The 17,111-nt window shown below is 71.6% G+C and carries 14 protein-coding genes; 6 read left to right on the top strand and 8 right to left on the bottom strand.

Going from position 1 to position 17,111, the window contains the following annotated elements; genetic code table 11:
- Window positions 1-32 precede the first annotated feature (32 nt).
- Window positions 33-695, top strand: coding sequence for a MerR family transcriptional regulator (locus tag MXD61_RS23390; protein WP_248815574.1), 663 nt, complete (start codon window positions 33-35; stop codon window positions 693-695).
- Here MXD61_RS23390 and MXD61_RS23385 read toward each other — a convergent pair.
- Both MXD61_RS23385 and MXD61_RS23380 read right to left on the bottom strand, forming a co-directional pair.
- Window positions 589-1,749: a PP2C family protein-serine/threonine phosphatase gene (locus MXD61_RS23385; protein WP_248815573.1), complete on the bottom strand. Its 1,161-nt coding sequence runs from the start codon at window positions 1,747-1,749 to the stop codon at window positions 589-591. The genes MXD61_RS23390 and MXD61_RS23385 overlap by 107 nt on opposite strands.
- 155 nt (window positions 1,750-1,904) lie before the next feature.
- Entirely contained in the window at window positions 1,905-2,579 is a 675-nt protein-coding gene (locus tag MXD61_RS23380; RefSeq protein ID WP_248815572.1) for an ester cyclase, read from the bottom strand.
- A gap of 811 nt (window positions 2,580-3,390) precedes the next feature.
- Here MXD61_RS23380 and MXD61_RS23375 point away from each other — a divergent pair.
- Window positions 3,391-4,176: a hypothetical protein gene (locus MXD61_RS23375; RefSeq protein ID WP_248815571.1), complete on the top strand. Its 786-nt coding sequence runs from the start codon at window positions 3,391-3,393 to the stop codon at window positions 4,174-4,176.
- A 69-nt stretch (window positions 4,177-4,245) separates the two neighbouring features.
- On the opposite strand, the gene MXD61_RS23370 is transcribed toward MXD61_RS23375, so the two are convergent.
- The 4 genes from MXD61_RS23370 to MXD61_RS23355 form a co-directional block, all read right to left on the bottom strand.
- Window positions 4,246-5,784, bottom strand: a complete 1,539-nt coding sequence (locus MXD61_RS23370; RefSeq protein ID WP_251080493.1) for an LCP family protein — start codon at window positions 5,782-5,784, stop codon at window positions 4,246-4,248.
- A gap of 360 nt (window positions 5,785-6,144) precedes the next feature.
- Window positions 6,145-7,986 carry a GAF domain-containing protein gene (locus tag MXD61_RS23365; RefSeq protein WP_248815569.1) on the bottom strand — a complete coding sequence of 614 codons (1,842 nt, stop codon included), beginning with the start codon at window positions 7,984-7,986 and terminating at the stop codon, window positions 6,145-6,147.
- A 262-nt stretch (window positions 7,987-8,248) separates the two neighbouring features.
- Window positions 8,249-8,836: a dephospho-CoA kinase gene (locus MXD61_RS23360; protein WP_248815568.1), complete on the bottom strand. Its 588-nt coding sequence runs from the start codon at window positions 8,834-8,836 to the stop codon at window positions 8,249-8,251.
- Window positions 8,837-8,843: 7 nt separating this feature from the next.
- Complete coding sequence (locus tag MXD61_RS23355) at window positions 8,844-10,496, bottom strand: MFS transporter (protein WP_248815567.1); 1,653 nt, start codon at window positions 10,494-10,496, stop codon at window positions 8,844-8,846.
- Between the two features lie 304 nt (window positions 10,497-10,800).
- Between MXD61_RS23355 and MXD61_RS23350 the strand changes: the two genes are divergently transcribed.
- Complete coding sequence (locus tag MXD61_RS23350) at window positions 10,801-11,451, top strand: TetR/AcrR family transcriptional regulator (protein ID WP_248815566.1); 651 nt, start codon at window positions 10,801-10,803, stop codon at window positions 11,449-11,451.
- Window positions 11,452-11,479: 28 nt separating this feature from the next.
- On the opposite strand, the gene MXD61_RS23345 is transcribed toward MXD61_RS23350, so the two are convergent.
- Entirely contained in the window at window positions 11,480-11,872 is a 393-nt protein-coding gene (locus MXD61_RS23345) for an RNA-binding S4 domain-containing protein (RefSeq protein WP_248815565.1), read from the bottom strand.
- 9 nt (window positions 11,873-11,881) lie between these two features.
- On the bottom strand, window positions 11,882-12,577 hold the full coding sequence (locus MXD61_RS23340; RefSeq protein ID WP_248815564.1) for a YdcF family protein: 696 nt from the start codon (window positions 12,575-12,577) through the stop codon (window positions 11,882-11,884).
- 295 nt (window positions 12,578-12,872) lie between these two features.
- Between MXD61_RS23340 and MXD61_RS23335 the strand changes: the two genes are divergently transcribed.
- The 3 genes from MXD61_RS23335 (at window position 12,873) to MXD61_RS23325 (ending at window position 17,008) form a co-directional block, all read left to right on the top strand.
- On the top strand, window positions 12,873-13,757 hold the full coding sequence (locus MXD61_RS23335) for a TIGR03621 family F420-dependent LLM class oxidoreductase (RefSeq protein ID WP_248815563.1): 885 nt from the start codon (window positions 12,873-12,875) through the stop codon (window positions 13,755-13,757).
- A gap of 137 nt (window positions 13,758-13,894) precedes the next feature.
- A complete protein-coding gene (locus MXD61_RS23330) occupies window positions 13,895-14,689 on the top strand; it encodes a class I SAM-dependent methyltransferase (protein ID WP_248815562.1) in 795 nt (264 codons plus the stop codon).
- Between the two features lie 72 nt (window positions 14,690-14,761).
- Window positions 14,762-17,008 carry a TerD family protein gene (locus tag MXD61_RS23325; protein WP_248815561.1) on the top strand — a complete coding sequence of 749 codons (2,247 nt, stop codon included), beginning with the start codon at window positions 14,762-14,764 and terminating at the stop codon, window positions 17,006-17,008.
- The last annotated feature ends 103 nt before the right edge of the window (window positions 17,009-17,111 follow it).

The following is a 17,111-nucleotide window of genomic DNA, read 5'->3' as shown; positions in this document are numbered from 1 at the left end:
CGTCGCGCGGCGCGGTGCGGAACAATCGCCGGGTGGGTGACACAGGCACGGCGCCGGACGCGACAACCTCAACGCCGGCCCGGTCAGCGGCGGCGACCACGCCGTCCGGACCGGGGCGGGATCTGCGCGGGATCGGGCAGGCCGCCCAGGAGCTCGGCGTGTCCATCCGGGCGCTGCGTTACTACCAGGAGATGGGCCTGATCACCCCGTCCGGACGGACCGCCGGGGGCAACCGGCTCTACGCCGAGGAGGACCTTGACCGGGTCCGCCGCATCCGGGAACTCCAGACGTTGCTCGGCTTCAACCTGGACGAGATCCGGCTGATCCTGGCCAGCGAGGACCGGCTCGTCCAGGTCCGGGTCGAATACCGGGCCACCTCCGACGACGGCGACCGGATGCGGCTGCTGATCGAGGCGCAGCAGACCTACGAGCGGCTACGCGGCGAGGTCAGCGACAAGATCAGGCGGCTCGAGGCCTTCCGCGGTGAACTGGACGAACGGCTCGCCAGGAACAAGCAGGTGCGCTCCGCCGTCGTGCACGCCCGGACCGCCACCGACCCGGCCGAAGCGGCCGAAGCGGCCGAAGCGGTCACAACGGTCCCGCCGGAGCCGACGGGCCCGACGGGCCCGGGGGCGTCGGCGGTCCCGGCGGAGTCGGGGCGAGCTCGACCGCCAGCAGCGCCACATCGTCGCTGAGGGTGTCATGCGTCCAGGCGCGGACGCGCCGGGCGAGATCGGCCAGCGAGTCGTCCAGATCGCGGCCGCCGCGCCCGGCGAAGGCGGCCTGCACCTGTGCCTGCAACGGGAAGAACTCGCCGGTGGCGGGGTGTCGGGCCTCGCTGACGCCGTCGGTGTAGAAGAGCATCCGGTCGCCGGGGCGCAGCATGATCGTCACCTCGTTGTTCGCGCCGGCCAGCAGCGCCAGCGGTGGCAGGCGGATCGCGACCTCCATCGGACGGACACGGCCCGCGCGCACCAGCAGCGGGTCGGGATGGCCGGCGTTGACCAGGGTGAGCCGATCGTCGTCGACCTGGCCGACGACGGCGGTGACGAAGTCGTCCAGCCCGCAGACCGTGGCGGCTTCGGCGTCCAGGGCGGTGAGCAGGTCGAACAGGTCGTCCACCTGGCGGGCGGCCAACCGGAAGCAGCCGAGCACCCGGCTGGCGACCCGAACCGCGTCCAGCCCCTTGCCCCGCACGTCCCCGATGATCAGACGGGTGCCCCACGGGGTGTCCAGCACCTCGTAGAGATCACCGCCGACGCGTGCCTCGGCGGTGGCGCTGGCATATCGGACGGCGAGGCGTAACGGCCCCGCCGACGGGGCCAGCGGGGTGAGGATCGACTGCTGGGCCACCTCGGCGACCCGGCTGACGTTCGCCAGTTTCGTCTCCCTGCGGGTGTTGTAGCGGCTCGCCAGCACCGCGAGCACCCCGCCCAGGGCCACCCCGCCGAGCCGGACGGCCTGCGCCGGCGGTCCGCCGCCGTTCTGCTCGAACAGGCCGTCATGCAGGCCGAGCAGGAGCCCGTCGAGCACCGCCAGCACGCCGTAGAGCGCGGTCAGCGCCGGTCCGGCGAAGGTGGCGGCGAGCATCGGGGCGAGAACCGCCAGCTCCAGCACGGTCCACTCCCGGTTGGCCAGCTGCAGCCCCGAGATCAGCCCGAGCATCAGCAGCGGTAGTGCCCGGATGAACCACCGAACCCGGCCGCCGCCGATTCTGGCCTGGTCAGGGGCGCTGCTCGGGCGCCTCATGGCAGGGCGCATACCCGCCCCCGAGGACGGCGAAGCCCCGGGGCCGCCGCAGGCTGGGAGCCGGGTCGGCCCCGGCGCCCGCCACCCGGCCAGGACCTGCTGAGCGGATCGTCAGCGGGCACTCAGCGGCCGGTCGGCGGATGCTCAGCGGCTGGTCAGCCGTGCGCGTGGGGGTTCGGTGTGAGCTGGCCGCGGGCGAGCTGACCGAGGAAGTCGGTGTTGTCGTAGTAGTGGTGTGTTTCGGTGATTCGCAGGTCGTCGGTCACCTTCGCGACGGTGATGCCGAACATCTCGATGCGCTCACCGGTCGGCTCCACCCCCTTGTACGGCCCGCTGAACGTCCCCCAGTGCCGCCACTTGAACGTGATCGTGGGCGGCGGCGAGTAGACCTCCAGCACCTCCCAGAAGAAACCGCCCGGGAACGCCTCGTGGAACACGTCATGGGACGACTCGAACGTCTCCTGCTCGGCCGAGTAGTACGGGTTCTCCCCGATCAGGACGTTGTAGCTGCCCCGCTCGGCCAGTTCCGCGCTACCGACGGGCTGCCCGCCGTTGACGCTGATCACGACCTTGTCCGCCACCATGCTGACCCAGTCGGCGGGATTCTTCTTGTGCGACAGCTCCATCTCGAACACCTGGACGACTCGCTCGACGATGTCCGCGAGGGAACCGGGCGCGTGCTGCGAGGTGCGTTGCGCCGGCATGTCCTGATGGGACAGGTGGTAGTCCGGCGGTGCGCCGTCCCGCCAGACCGCGTCGGCCGAGGCGGCGATGACCGCCTCCCGACCCTGCACGTGCAGGGGCTGGTCGGGTGTCGCAGTGTCGCTCACGCGTACATCCTTTTCTGGTTGTTCGAGCACGATGCCACCACGAAGGCCATGACCTGGTCATGGCCAGGTGATGGTGGGCCGCCCCGGCAGTGTGTCTCACCTGGGGATGGTTCATCCCGGTGAAAATCCTGGAATGTGGGCGAGAACACCTGGTGGCGGCGGCCGGTCAATGACCCACGAAATTGTCCCTGACCGGAGGGGTTTCGGGAAGGGCCGGAAGTCCGTCGACTACGGCCACCTGGTCCCCGAACTTTCCGCGCCGCACGTGGCACAATGCAGCCCCCGCGCTGGTCGAGTGGGCCGGATGGTGCGGCCACCGGGCCCGTCGGTGGTGGTGTTCCGGTGCTTTTGTTTGCTGCGAGGATGACATCCGCGCTGGCCTGGCGGACGCTTTCTGGAGGGGGCGATGTGGATGGCGACCTGGCCTGGCGAGTTCCTGGCCGGGGCGGGCGGCGGATGCGAGCCTGAGGTGGGTGACACCGCAGGGTGGCCCGGGTGCCGCGGCGCCGCTGCGCAGGCAGTCGCGGTCGCGGGGGTCGGCACCGCGGCGAGGCGATCGTCCGGCGCGCGTCGCCGTGACATCGACGGTTGCCGGCGGCGGCCGGGGTGAGCCGTTGGGTAACCGAACGGGGGTAGAGACATCACCGTAAAGGGCTAGCTGCGATCCTCTTACCAGCCAATTCTGACTATAAAAGGCGTGGCTGGAGCAAGCTGGCCCGCAGATGTTGACCGGCCGTTCACGCCGCGCTGCCACCCTCGGCTCGGCGCACCGGATGGCCGTGTCCGGCAGAACGTCAGTGAAGGGATCGAGATGGGCGGACCAGGACCAGCCGCGAGTGCGAGTGCGAGTGCGGGCGCGGGCGCGGGGACTGCCACGGGTGCGACGCCCGGCCCGGCCCGGGGCCCGCTGATCGTCGGCGTGGACGCCGGCTGTGTCACCCTGCATGACGCCGACCTGCTCGTGCACCGGCTGGTCGAGGCTCTGGACCTGCCCGCCGACACCGTCGCCTGCACCCACACGGTCGGGGCGGGCACCGGTCACGTCGCACTGTCGTTCGCCCTGCCCCGGGACTGGCAGGACCGGGCGTCCTGGCGCCGGGTGGCCTACCTCGCCGGTGACCTGGCCGCCGCCGAGCTGACGGCGGCCAGAAGGGCCGCGGCGGGGCTGGGCCGTGGCCTCGGTGCCGCGGCGGCCGATCTGGCCCTGACCGGCTTCGTCGAGGTGGAGGCCCTCATCGCCGGCCCGGTGGGGGTGGCCACGGCGGCCGAGCGCATCGGCCCACCGATCCTCGCGGACGGCGCCGCCCAGGCCGTCGCCGACCACACCGAGCGTCAGGGCGGCCGGGCGGTGGTGTACCCGGGAGTCAGCCGGCTGCGCGGCACGGTGTCCGTCGAGACGGTGCTCGGTCAGACCGCCGTCGGCCGGGTGGTCGCCCCGGTCGGCCAGGCCGCGCCCCGACGTTCGGACCTGTTGCGCACCCGCAACCACGTCCGCCCGGTGTGGCGCGACGGCGTCCTCACCCTGCACACCGCCGCCGAACGCGGCCGGGTCTTCGCCCCCTCCGAGGTTCCCCCCGCGGCCGCCGGCCTGGGCTGAGACGTCGAGCGCCGACCGGGTGACCAGCCGGTCGGACGGCCGGGCCCGGGCGCCGCGATCAGGGCGCGATCAGTAGGTGCAGGACGGAGCGTCCGGCGGGTCGGCGGGAGCGCCGGCGCCATCCGGTGCCGCGCTGGCGCCGGTGGTCGCACCAGCACCAGCACCAGCGCCGGCGGAACCGCCAGCGGTCCCGGGCGCGGGGGCGGGGGCGGGGGCGGGTGTGAGGGTCGGGGTCACGACGGCGGTGAAGTCGGAGCCCAGGACGAGCTGGACACCGGTGATGGACGAGTCGGCGATCAGCCCCGCGCCCGGCACGGCGGCGGCCACGGTGCGTGCCTCGGCCTCCTGACCGGGGCCGTAGCTGACCCGGGACGTCTCGTGGGTCAGCACCGAGGCGTTGCCGGCGTTGCGGGCGCGGAAGCCCTTGGCGGTCAGCTGGGTCGTGACCTTCGCGGCGAGCCCGGCGCGCGAGGAGCCGTTGTAGACCGAGACGCGGACCTGGGACGGTGACGCGGTGGCGCCGGGGCTGAGCGCCGGGCCGGCGGCACCGGAATCGTCGCTGACAGTGGCGCCTTCGACATGACCACCCAGCGGGCTGACGAGGCGGGCGAGGTCGTCCGGGCGGTAGAACTGCACCGAGGCGCGGTTGCCGTGCAGCAGGATGTCGCCGAGATCGTCGACGGCGCCCTCGGCCCGGGTCGGCGCGTGGGTGGGCACGGTCTGCATCTTGATGCCGCCGTTGGTCAGCCCGCGGATGCGGGTCGCCAGGGCCGGCAGATCGGTCAGGTCGGTGTGTTCGTCGAGGGTGAGCGCACCCGCGGCGGCGGACACCAGACGCTGGCTCTTGACCGGGTTCGTCAGCGTGTCACCGCTCATGATCTTGTGGAACATGGCGCCGATGAACTGCTGCTGACGGGCGATGCGGTCGGTGTCGCCGGCCGGCAGACCATGGCGCTGGCGGACGAAGGCCAGCGCCTGGTCGCCGTTGACCTGGACGGTTCCCGGGCCGCCCCGGAAGCCGCTCATGGGGTCGTTGGTGTTCGTGCTCGTGCGCCAGCGGCCGTTGTCGTCCTGGAAGCGCTGCGCCGGACCGGTGAACGGCTTGATGCACACCTCGACGCCACCGATCGCATCGGTGATCTTCTTGAATCCCTGGAGGTCCATCGAGATGTAGTGGTCGACCTCCATGCCGGTCAGGCTCTGCACGGTCTTGACCAGCAGCGCCGGGCCACCCGAGGAGATCGCCGAGTTGAACTTGTCCTTACGGGTGGAATAGTGCTTGCCGTTCGAGTCGGTGTATTCGGGAATCGTGACGTACATGTCCCGCGGAAACGAGATCATGGTCGTGGTGCCGTTCTCGTCAAGGTGCGCGAGGATCGTCGTGTCGGAGCGCTGCCCCTCGACGTCGCCGTACGCGCCGCCGGTGCCCTCCCGGCTGTCGGTGCCCACGATCAGGTAGTTCGCCTTGTTGACGCCACCCGATCCGTTCGAGGACCCCAGGCCGAGGTCGATCCGGCTCACCTTCCCGTTGATCCACGAGTAGGTCGCCCATCCGCCGACGGTGACCAGCAGTACGCAGCAGGACAGGAACGCGAGAGCCGCCACCAGGCCGCGTCGACGCCTGGGTGGACGCCCTCCGCCCGGGGCGGGTCGACCGGCCCGGCCCGGCCCGGAACCCCGTGGATCCAACCGGGGTGGAAGTACTCGCGTGTCACGCTGCAGCTGCGGTGTGGTCACATCCCGCCTTTCCTCGAGGGACCCTGCGGGCAGGGTCCGACGTAGTGCGGAAAGTAACACGTATGGGCGGAAGACTCCCATTGGGGGTGCGCCATTCTTTCCGCGTAACGGACACGATGCACCGGCCCCGACGGGTCTTGACAACCACCCCGGCCAGGCGCCCCGGAGTCGGCCATTCGGACCGTCTCCGGGGGTGCCCACCTGGGGCGGCGCTGCGGTCAGGTGGTGCGGTCAGCCGGTGGGCACGGACCAGTGCACCCGGGTGCCGCCACCGGGCGGGCAGTCCAGGCGAAACGTGCCACCGAGGCCCTCGGCCCGGCTGCGCAGGTTCGCCAGGCCACTGCGCCGGGTGGTCTCCCCGAGGCCGACGCCGTCGTCCACGACATCGACGGTGACCTGCCCGTCCGCCGCCCGCACGGTCACCTCGACGGTGTGGGCGGCGGCGTGCCGGGCGGCGTTGGACAGGGTCTCGCGCACCACGGCGGTCAGATGGTCACCGACGGTCGCGTCGATCGCGCTGTCGACCGGGCCGTCCAGATGCAGCCGGGGGGTGAAGCCGAACGCGTCCGCCATGTCGTCGATGATGCCGAGGATCCTCGCGCGCAGGCCGCTGCCGGTGGCCGGGGTGGAACGTCCCCGTAGTTCGAAGATGGTCTGGCGGATCTCCCGGACGGTCTCGTCGAGATCCTCGACGTAGGTGTTCATCCGCTCGGCGCGTTCGGAGCGTTCCTCGCTCGCGGCCAGACCCTGTAGGCCCATCGCCACCGCGAACAGCCGTTGCATCACATGGTCGTGCAGGTCCCGGGCGATCCGGTCGCGGTCCTCCAGCAACGACAGTCGCCCGCGGGCGGCGCGGGAGCGGGCCAGCTCCAGCGCGAGCGCGACATGGGCGGCGAAGGCGGCGGCGAGCTCCAGATCCTCGTCGGTGAACAGGCCGCTGCCACGTCGGCGACCCAGCACCAGCGCCCCGGACGTGACCTGGCTGGCGATCAGCGGCACGATCATGATCGGGCCGATGTCGAGGGCGTCGAGTTCCGACCCGCCGAGCGTGCGTACGTCCGCGGCGACCAGCGGCGCCCGGTTGCGCACCGCCTGGCCGGCCAGTGACGCGTCCATCAGGACCTGCCGGGTGCGCAGCAGGTCCGCGTCATGTCCGCCGGCGACGTCGTAGGTGAGCGCTCCGGCCGCCGGATCGCACAGCGCGAGCGCGGTGGTGTCCGCGCGGGCGACGGCGCCCGCCCGCGCGACGATCAGCTCCAGCGGGTCCTCGCCGTCGGCGAGCAGATGCCGGGTGATGTCCGCGGACGCCTGCGACCACAGCTGGCGGTGCTGTGTCTCGCCGAACAGCCGGGCGTTGTCGATGGCCACCCCGGCGTTGGCGGCCAGGGCCTGCACGAGCTCCTCGTCCTCGGTGGTGAACACCCGCCCGCCGCGTTTCTCGGTCAGGTACAGATTGCCGAAGATCTCGTTGCGCACGCGGATCGGGACGCCGAGGAACCCCTCCATCGGCGGATGACCCGCCGGGAAGCCCACCGCACCAGGATGATCGGCGATGTCGTCGAGACGGACCGTCGCCGGCTCGGCGATGAGCAGCCCCAGCACACCGTCGCCCCGGGGGGTGCGCCCGATCGCCTCGACCACACCCGGGTCCATGCCCACGTGGATGAACTGCTCCAGATGGCCGTCGCGGGCGATCACCCCGAGGGCCCCGTAACGGGCGTCGACGAGCTCGCAGGCGGACTCCACGATGCGCCGCAGCACCACGTCGAGGCTGAGGTCCGCGGTGATCATGCGGTTCGCCCGCAGCAGCCCGCGCAGCCGACCCTGGGTGGCCAGCACGTCCTGCGCCCGGTCGACCAGCTGGGCCAGCAGTTCGTCAAGTTCGAGCCGGGCGACCGCCGGAAAGATCAGCTCACCCGGAGCCGCCTTCGCCCCGCCCCCGCCCGCCCTGCCGGGCCCGCCGGGATGCTCCGCGGGTGGGGAGACCGCCTCCGTGGTGTGCGGGCCGACCTCGTGGTCGGTGCGGTGGTCGGGATGCGCGGGGCGCGACGGCCAGTCGTCGGTCGTCGGCATCGCCTGGCCTCCTGTCCGCCATCCACCATGGTCACCGCAGCCCCATGGTCACCGCAGCCCCATGGTCACCGCAGCCCTGTAATCCTCCTCTGCGATCCTCGGCCTGGTCGGCCGCCCTGCCCAGGGACCTACGGCCCGCCCGCCCAGGTCCTTGCGACTGACCCCCCGCCCGGGCTGGCCCGCGCGGGGGGTGGCGATCCGGTACCCGCGCCCGTGGCCCGAGGCGCCCGGCGTGTGACGTCCGGGGAGCCCGGTGTCGGTGTCAGGCGTCAGGGAGGCCGGCGTGCGGCGAGTCGGTGTCGGTACGCAGGATGATGTCGGCGCGGGAGCGGGTGTCGTCCTGGACGAGCAGTGCGGCTTCCTGGGCGGCCCAGGTGTCCCAGTGCCCGACGTGGACGTCCCCGTCGCGGGCGAGGGCGCGGGTGCGACGCAGCGCGGTAGACGCCTCCAACCAGACCAGCAGGCTCAGGTACGGTGCCGCCGCCCGCGCACCGGCCCCGACTCCCTCGACGACGAGCAGCCCCCCGTCCACCGACAGTGGACGCGGTTCCCGCCAGGCCCGCGCCGTCCAGTCGTAGCGGGGGACGCGGGGCGTGCCGCCGGCGGCGAGCGGGACGAGGACGTCAGCGACCAGCCGTTCGATGCCGGCGGCGAGGCCGTCCCAGCCGCCGTAGAGATCCTCGAGGCTCACGCACGGTGCGGCCAGCAGCCGGCCCAACCGGCCAGCGAGGGTGGTCTTGCCGGCGCCGGAGCGTCCGTCGAGGGCGAGGACCCGCACGTGACCGGCTCGTGGCGGCGCCGCGCGCAGGGCCGCCACGAGCGCCGTCAGGTCGGCTTCGGGGACGTCCACCCGCGGCTCAGCCGCCGAGCCGCGGCGCGGCGGCCGGCGGCTGCGCGCCTGGCTGTGCCCGCGCGCCTGGCTGTGCCTGGACGGCAGGCTGGGCCGGTCCGTCGGGTTGCGGCCCCGCGGTGGGAACCGAGCCGGTGGGCTGGCCGGACGGCGGTGCCTGGTTGATGAAGTCCTTGCGACGGATGAGGGCCAGGGCGAGAACCCCGCCGACGAGCGCGATGCCGCCGGCGACGATCAGCAGGTCGTTGATCGCATCGGCGAAACCGGAATGGATCGCGTTGCCCAGCGCCGCACGGCTGTTCGGGGCCGTGTTCGCGAACAGGCTGTCGGCCTCTCCCTGGCGCAGGCTGTCGGCGATGCGCTCACCCTGACCGCGCAGCGCCGGGACGGTGTCCAACGTGTCGTTGATGCCGCTGGTGAGCCGCGCGGAGAAAATCGACCCGAGGGCGGCGATACTGACCGCCATGCCGATCTGGCGGAAGGTCGTGTTCGCACCGGACGCCATTCCCGTGCGAGCCGGCGGAACGACTCCCACGGCGGTGGACGCCAGCGGCGGATTCACCATCCCACTGCCGAATCCGGCGACCAGGAAACCGGGAACGAGATGCGTCCAGTCGCTGCCGGCGTCCAGCCCGGTCATCAGCAGCAGACCGGCGCCGGTGAGCAGCAGACCCGGGCCGACGAGGAACCTGGTGGGCACCACGCCGCTCAACCGGCCCGCGGCGGTCGAGGCGACCAGCGCCACCACACTGATCACGAGCATCCGAAGACCGGTGCCCAGCGCCGAATAGCCCAGGTCGTTCTGCAGGAAAAGCACCAGGTAGACGAACATCGCGTACAGCGAGCCGTTGATCGCCATCGCCGCGACCGATCCGCCGAGGAACGTGGGCGTGCGCAGCAGTGAAAGATCGAACATCGGGTGGGCAACCCGCTTCTCCACCAACGCGAACACCACGATCATCACCGCCCCGCCGATGATGCAGGCCAGTACCGCCGTCTCCGTCCACCCGGCCTCGCCGGCGCGGATGAGCCCGTAGACCAGCCCCACCAGGCCCGCGGTGAGTGTGGCGAATCCGGCCCAGTCCGGCCGATGGGCCACCGGCGGACGGGACTCCTCCACCTTCCGCAGCGTCAACGCGATCGCGGCGACGCCGATCGGCACGTTCACCAGGAAGATGCCCCGCCAGCTGATACCCGTGATGATCAGCCCACCGAGGATCGGCCCCAGCGAGGTCGCGATACCGGTGACCGCTCCCCAGATGCCGAACGCCACCCCCCGGTCGCGGCCTCGGAAACTATGTGCCAGCAGGGCCAGCGACGTGGCGAACAGAATCGCGCCACCGACACCCTGCACTCCCCGGGAGACAATCAGCATCAGCGCCGACTGGGACACCCCGCACAGCAGTGACCCAAGGGTGAAGATACCGAATCCGACGGTGAACAGCAGCCGCCGTCCATACAGGTCTGCGAGTGAACCTGCGGTCAACAACAGCGACGCCAGGGTCAGCGCGTAGGCATCGATGACCCACTGCACATCCGCGAAACCGGCATGCAGTCCGGTCTGGATCTCCGGCAGGGCGACGATCACGATCGTCACGTCCAGCAGCAACATGAACGTGGCGCTGCAGACGACGAGCAGCGTCCACCATTTCCGTTCCATGGATCTCCCCGGTTTCGCTGTTGTCCGTCGCCGTGCCTGGCCGGCACCCGCGTTCTCGCCGATGCCGTGGTCTGGCTGATGCCGTGGTCTGGCCGGTGCCGTGGCGGGCGGTGTCGGAACCAGCGTAGGGATCGACTGACCGTCGGTCAATGCACTGACTGACGGTCAGTCGATGGCGTTAGGATGTGGACGACTCGAGGGTGCCCGGCGCGGTCGTGCGGCCTGGGGCGGCGTCCACGAGTCGTGTCCCATCCGGGTTCGTCGCAGGTTCCCGGGCGGTAGGTTCAACGTTCTGGGAGGTGGCGTGTCCAGGTACCGGTCGGCCGACGAACGCAGGTCGCAGCTGATGGCCGCGGGCTCGGAGCTGTTCGCGACCAAGGGCTACAGCGCCACCACGCTCGATGACATCACCCGCAGTGCCGGCGTGTCGAAGGGGCTGTTCTACCAGTACTTCCCTTCCAAGGAAGGGCTCGTGTTCGCCCTGCAGGAGAAGGCCTCCCGCGAGTTCGCCGCCCGCGTCAGCGCCGCGGCCGCCGCCCGCGCCGACTGGCCCGGCAAACTCGACGCGATGGTCCTGGTCTGCTTCGAGCACTTCACCGGCGGATCCACCCACGGCGGATCGTTGTTCCAGCACCTGCCCGGCGAGATCGCCGACCCACGCGGCCCTGGCTCCTCCGGCCACAAGGCCGCCCACCAGCACCTGGTCGAGGTGATCGGCGGCCTGCTGCACGCCGGCGTCGCCGCCGGTGCCTACCGCGTCGACGACGTCGAGGCCACCGCGCTGCTCTTCTTCACCGCCCTGCACGCCTTCGTCCGCCCGCTGCGCCACGACGACGACTCCGTCAGCGACGCCCGCCTGGTCCGCGCCGCCCAGCATCTCGTCCGCGGCGCCGCCGGTGTCTCGTCCGCTGGCGTGCCGGAGGTCAGCGTCCCCACCGTGGGCGTCGACAGATGACCTCGCCCCGCCGAGGGTGAGTGCGGGATCAGCGAGGTGGTGCGCCGGTGCCGGTGCCATGTAGACGTTCCCATGCGCGGCGGTCCCGTTTGGTGGGACGGCCGGCGCCCCGGTCGCGCAGGGCGACCGGGGCCGTCGCGTCCCGTACGACGGGCGGGCTGTGGTCGGTGTAGCACTCGGCGGCGACGGGCGGGCCGACCCGCTGGCGCAGCACCCGGGTGATGACGACGACGCGTTCCCGGCCGGCCAGCCGCACGCGGATCTCGTCCCCGGGGTGCACCAGGTGGGCGGGCTTCGCCCGCTCACCGTTGAGTTTCACGTGCCCGGCCCGGCAGGCGATGGTGGCCTGCGAGCGGGTCTTCGTCAGCCGCACGCACCAGATCCACGTGTCGAGACGGGCGGAGTCCTGCGGTGACGCCATGGGGTAACTCTACGAACCGGGCTCGGCCGCCGCGATCGGTTTTCCCTCCTGCCCGGCAACGGCGGCGGTGCCGCCGGCGACCTCCCGCGCGGCGAGGGGCGTCCCCGAGAGCCGGGCCCGCAGACGACGCATCGCAGGACGGGTCACGGCGTAGACCGCGGTCGGCACCTTCAGCCGCAGCCGTTCGAACGGCCGGTAGTCGTCCGCCGGGACCAGCCGGGCGGCGAGGTCGGGACGCTGCCGGTGCAGGTAGCGACGTCCACGGGCGGCGTGCAGCGGGTCCGAGACGATCGCGATGGTGCGCGCCGACTCCAGCCACGGCACCGAGAAGCCGACGTTCTCCCAGGTGCTGGTCGCCGCCGTCTCCACCAGGATCTGAGCCGCGGGCACCCCGAGGACGTCACGCGCGTACGCCGCCATCGTCTCGGCCTCGGTGGGTATGCCCGGCGGTCCACCGCCGCTGAAGATCAGTCGACTGTCCGCGCCCGCGCGCAGCGATCGGACCCCCATCTCGGTACGCCATCGCTGCAACGGATGCAGCTCACCGTGCCGTGTCGCCGGAAAGCCCAGCACCAGCACGACCTGCGCCCCACGCTCCCCGCGCCGGAGGCGGGCGTGCTCCCCGTACAACCGCCGGGACGCCCGCCAGTGCAGCATCTCGGCCAGTCCGATCGGGATCGCCGCGACGGCGACCGCCGCGGCCACCGCCCGCGGGCCCGATGCTTTTCGGCGACCCCACGTCCCGCGCGGACCACGCGCTTCTCGGCGCTCGCCCGCCGCCCGGGCGAGTGGGGCTACCTCCGGCGTTCGTGCAGGTCGGACGGCCCGGGCAGACGGCCCCGCCCATGTCGGCGGGAGGGTATGGCTGCGTGCGGGCACACTGCCATCCAACACCGTGGCTGGACGCCACGGCCGTCCGGAAGTGTCACAGCCGATCGGTAGGATCAAGATCAGATAATCCGAGGAGGACGATCCGAGGAGGACAACCCGAGGAGGTTGGATGAGCGAGCGGCCGTTCCGGTTCGGGTTGAACGTCATGGAGCTCACGGGGCCGCTCGAGGTGGCGGCACTGGCTCGGCGGGTCGCCGAGCTCGACTACGACGTTCTGCTCGTACCCGACCATCTGGGCTTTCCGGCGCCGTTTCCCACGCTGGTCGCCGCGGGTGCCACCGCGGATCTGCGGCTGGGCACCTTCGTTCTGAACGCGGCGTTTCACAACCCCGCGCTGCTGGCCCGGGAGGTCGCGTCCACGGATGTGCTGACCGGTGGGCGGTTCGAGCTCGGCATCGGCGCGGGCTATGTGGCCGAGGAGTTCGAAACCGCGGGGCTCGCGTACGGCACCGCCCGCGACCGGCTGGACCGTCTCGTGGCCGTTGTCGACACTGTCTACGCCCGGCTGGCCGACCCCGGGGTCGCGCCGCGCCCGACGCAGCCGCGGGTGCCGCTGCTGATCGGTGGCAACGGCAACCGGTTGCTCACACTCGCCGGCGAGCGCGCCGACATCGTGGCCTTCACCGGCGCGGCGCCGGCCCCGGACGATCCGAGCGCCTTCCGGATTCTGACCGCGGACGGGTTCGCCGAACGGGTCGCCTTCTTCGAGCGGGCCGCCGGGGCGCGGGCCGGTGTGATCGAACGCAACCTGCTGGTGCAGGACGTGCAGATCACCGACGACCGGGAGGCGGCCCTGGCCGCGCGGGCCGGGCGCATGCCGCACCTGAGCGCCGCCGAGCGCGCCACCGTCCCGACCCTGCTGGTCGGCAGCGTCGAGCAGATCACCGCGCAGATACGGCAGCTGCGCGACCGGTTCGGCATCACCTACATCACCATCCTGCAGCCAGCCCTGGAGTCCTTCGCCCCGGTGATCGCCGCCCTACGCGGCACCTGAACGACCGCGTCCGTCCCACGCGGTGGGAAACCGCCGCGGGCGCGCACGTCCCGCGGTGTGGGTGCGCCGCCGCGTGGGCCTTGCGGGCGCACGGAAATTCGGTGGGCGGGGGAGGGCGGCGCTGGGACGATGAAGCGGTGGCGATCGATGGGCGCGCGGGAGCCGCACCGCGGGAGACCGGGTTCGACGACCTGGTGACGCAGGCGGCGGCCGCCCCGGTGCAGGGCTGGGACTTCTCCTGGCTGGAGGGTCGGGCGAGCGAGCAACGACCGTCCTGGGGCTACGCCCGGTTGCTGGGGCAGCGGATGGCTCAGGCCGACACGGCGCTCGACGTGCAGACCGGCGGGGGAGAAGTCCTCGCGTCCGTGCCGCGACTCGCCCGGCGCACGGCGGCGGTGGAGTCCTGGCCGCCGAACATCGCCCGCGCCGCCGCGCTGCTCCGTCCGCGTGGGGTCGCCGTGGTGGCGGCGGATGGGGACCGCGGCCTGCCGTTCGCCGATGCCACCTTCGACCTCGTGGTGAGTCGGCATCCCGTGGCCACCTGCTGGCCGGACATCGCCCGGGTGCTGCGACCAGGCGGAAGCTACCTGTCCCAGCAGGTCGGGCCGGCCAGCGTGGCCGAGCTGACCGAGTTCTTCCTCGGCCCGCAGCCGGCGCGGGTGCGTCACCGGCGCGATCCCGCCGCGGCGCGCGCCGCCGCGCGGGCCAGCGGGCTCGACGTCGTCGACCTGCGCGCCGAGACCCTGCACACCGAGTTCCGCGACGTCGGCGCCGTCATCTACTTCCTGCGCATGGTGATCTGGATCGTGCCCGGCTTCACCGTCGACCGTTACCGCGAGCGCCTCGTCGACCTGCACCGCCAGATCCGTGACACTGGCCCGTTCACCGCCCGCGCCACCCGCTTTCTCATCGAGGCCCGCCGCACCCGCTGACGCCACCGTCCCGGCGGATCACCGCCGGTTGGCGGCCGGTACCTCGTTGTTCACCAGCGATATGGTCCTGTCATGTGCGCTGCGACAACCGCGGCCATGCACAAGGGGGAAAATGTTGTCCTCAGTGCGTTGGCCGACGATCTTGGTTCCATCTCGGTCATCCTCGAGTGGGCGGCCGGCCCGGAACAACCACTTGACGCCGATGTCAGTGTGCTGCTTCTCGGCGATGACGGTAGGGTGCGTTCCAACGATGATCTGATCTTCTACAACCAGCCGTCGGGTGCCGGCGGCGCGGTTCGCCTACGGGGTAAGACGCGTACGCCCGACGATGAGTCCGTCGTGTACACGGACATCATTGATCTCGATATGGACGATGTTCCGGACAGTGTCGAACGAGTCCTGCTGGCGGCGAGCCTGGATGGCGATCTGGGTTCGTTGGCGGACCTGAAGTACCTGGGTCTTCGCCTGCTCCGGGGATCGGACGCGGTCGAACTGCTGCGGTTTGACGTCGCCGCGACACAACAGGAGACGGCCTTCGTTCTCGGGGAGGTCTATCGCCGCGCCGGTCAGTGGAAGTTCCGGGCTGTGGGCCAGGGCTACGACAGCGGGCTCGGGACCCTCGTCACCGAATACGGCGTCGAGGTCGACGCGGACGACACGGATCCCGCCGCGGGTCTCGACGATGACGCCACCATCGGCGAGACCACGGACACCGGGGCGGGTCGCCCGGGTCCGGTCGATGCGAACGCGAACAGTGCCGGTGGGACAACACCCGCCGGGTCCGTCGTGGCGGGCGACCTGACGGGTGGCACCGATCCGCGGGATCCGCGGGGTACGACCGCGGAGACGTCCGGGCCGACGGTGGCATCGCCCGCGGCCAGGAGCGGAGCCGGCGCGGCGGACGGTGTGGGCGCGGCATCCGGGACGGCCGGGTCGGGCCGTCAGGCCACGGGCGTCCGACGCGCACACGCGGTCACCACCAGAAAGCGGGTGGCGGCGCGGCGCCTGTCCGCGTCGAGGGGGCGGCGTGCCCTGGCGGTGGAGACGGAATCGCAGTGGCAGGCCGCCCGGCTCTTCCCGGTCGCGGGTATCGGCGGGGCCGCCGAACAGGAACGTCGGGCGACCTCCGCGCTGCTGGCCACCCTTGGCGCGGTACGCGAGTTCGGTCGTTCCCTGACGACCCGGTTCGGCGCGCCGGCCGGCCAGATCGAAACGTTCCTCGAGGTCCCGTTCAATCTCGAGGAACGTCCCTACATTCCGGACGGCCTGATCCGGGTCACGCGGGGGCAGCGGACCTGGACCGCGCTGGTCGAGGTGAAGACGGGTTCGGGTGAGCTTACGGCCGAGCAGGTCGGCGCCTACCTCGACATCGCACGCGACCAGCAGTTCGATGCCGTGATCACGATATCCAACCTGATCACCACCGCGGACGAGCGGCACCCGGTCGGTATCGACGGCCGCCGGACCAAAAAGGTGGCGGTGCACCATCTCTCCTGGGCTGACATCCGGTTTCGCTGCCAGCTCCTGCTGGAGAACGACATGGTGGCCGACCGAACCCAGGGGTACATCCTCGCCGAGTTCCTGCGCTATCTCGAGCACGGACGTTCCGGCGCCCAGACCTTCGAGGACATGGGCCCCACCTGGGTGACGGTGCGGGACAGCGTCGCGGCGGGCACCCTTCGTCCCTCCGACCGCGGGCTGTCCGCGGTGGCCGGCCGGTTCGATCAGCTGGCGCACTTCCTGTGCCTGCACCTCGGTGGTCTGCTCGGGGTGGAGGCGATGCCCCAGTCCGGCCGCCGCTCGGACGCGCTGAGCCGCCGTCAGGCCCTGGCCGACGAGCTGTGTCGAACCGGGACCCTGTCGGCGACCCTGCGGATTCCCGGTGCGGTGGCGCCGTTGGTGGTCAGCGCTGATCTACGGGCTGGACGGGTGGTGTGTTCGGTCACCGTCGAGGCTCCCCGGCAGGGCCGTCCGATGACAAGGGTCCGTTGGATCCTGAGGCAACTGGGCGAGGCCAACGGCAACCTTCGGCTCGAGTCCTTCGAAACTGGCGCGCGGGATGCGGTACGCGCGGAACTGCTGGCGCTCGTGCGACAGAAACCCGAAATCATGATCTCCGACTCGGCGCGTGACATCCGGGCTTTCCGGGGCTCGCTGAGCGCGCCGCTGGGAACCAAACGAGGCGTGGGCAAGGGAACCTTCGTGACCTCCGTCGTAGAAACGCTCGAGCGTTTCTACGAAGAGGTCGTGCAGAACCTGCGTGAATGGCAGGGCTCGGCCGACGGGGCAGCCGTGGACGACGGAACCGGTGCGGCATAGGGCCGGGCACCGCGAACGCGGCCGCGTCGTTGGAGCACGATCTTCTTTGACCTCGGGTGCGCTCGAAGTCATAGCGTGCGGCGAGCGGACAGGGCGGACGAGT

Origin of the sequence: Frankia sp. AgPm24 (assembly GCF_023243055.1) — a bacterium.
Classification (GTDB): domain Bacteria; phylum Actinomycetota; class Actinomycetes; order Frankiales; family Frankiaceae; genus Frankia; species Frankia umida.
Note: the sequence above shows the minus strand (reverse complement) of the source record. Positions and strands in the feature narration are given on the sequence as shown.

What these genes read in the sequence shown, in the direction of transcription:
- MXD61_RS23385 (WP_248815573.1), bottom strand. Translation starts at nt 1,749, where the DNA reads ATGAGGCGCCCGAGCAGCGCCCCTGACCAGGCCAGAATCGGCGGCGGC.
- MXD61_RS23375 (WP_248815571.1), top strand. Translation starts at nt 3,391, where the DNA reads ATGGGCGGACCAGGACCAGCCGCGAGTGCGAGTGCGAGTGCGGGCGCG.
- MXD61_RS23365 (WP_248815569.1), bottom strand. Translation starts at nt 7,986, where the DNA reads ATGCCGACGACCGACGACTGGCCGTCGCGCCCCGCGCATCCCGACCAC.
- MXD61_RS23355 (WP_248815567.1), bottom strand. Translation starts at nt 10,496, where the DNA reads ATGGAACGGAAATGGTGGACGCTGCTCGTCGTCTGCAGCGCCACGTTC.
- MXD61_RS23345 (WP_248815565.1), bottom strand. Translation starts at nt 11,872, where the DNA reads ATGGCGTCACCGCAGGACTCCGCCCGTCTCGACACGTGGATCTGGTGC.
- MXD61_RS23335 (WP_248815563.1), top strand. Translation starts at nt 12,873, where the DNA reads ATGAGCGAGCGGCCGTTCCGGTTCGGGTTGAACGTCATGGAGCTCACG.
- MXD61_RS23325 (WP_248815561.1), top strand. Translation starts at nt 14,762, where the DNA reads ATGTGCGCTGCGACAACCGCGGCCATGCACAAGGGGGAAAATGTTGTC.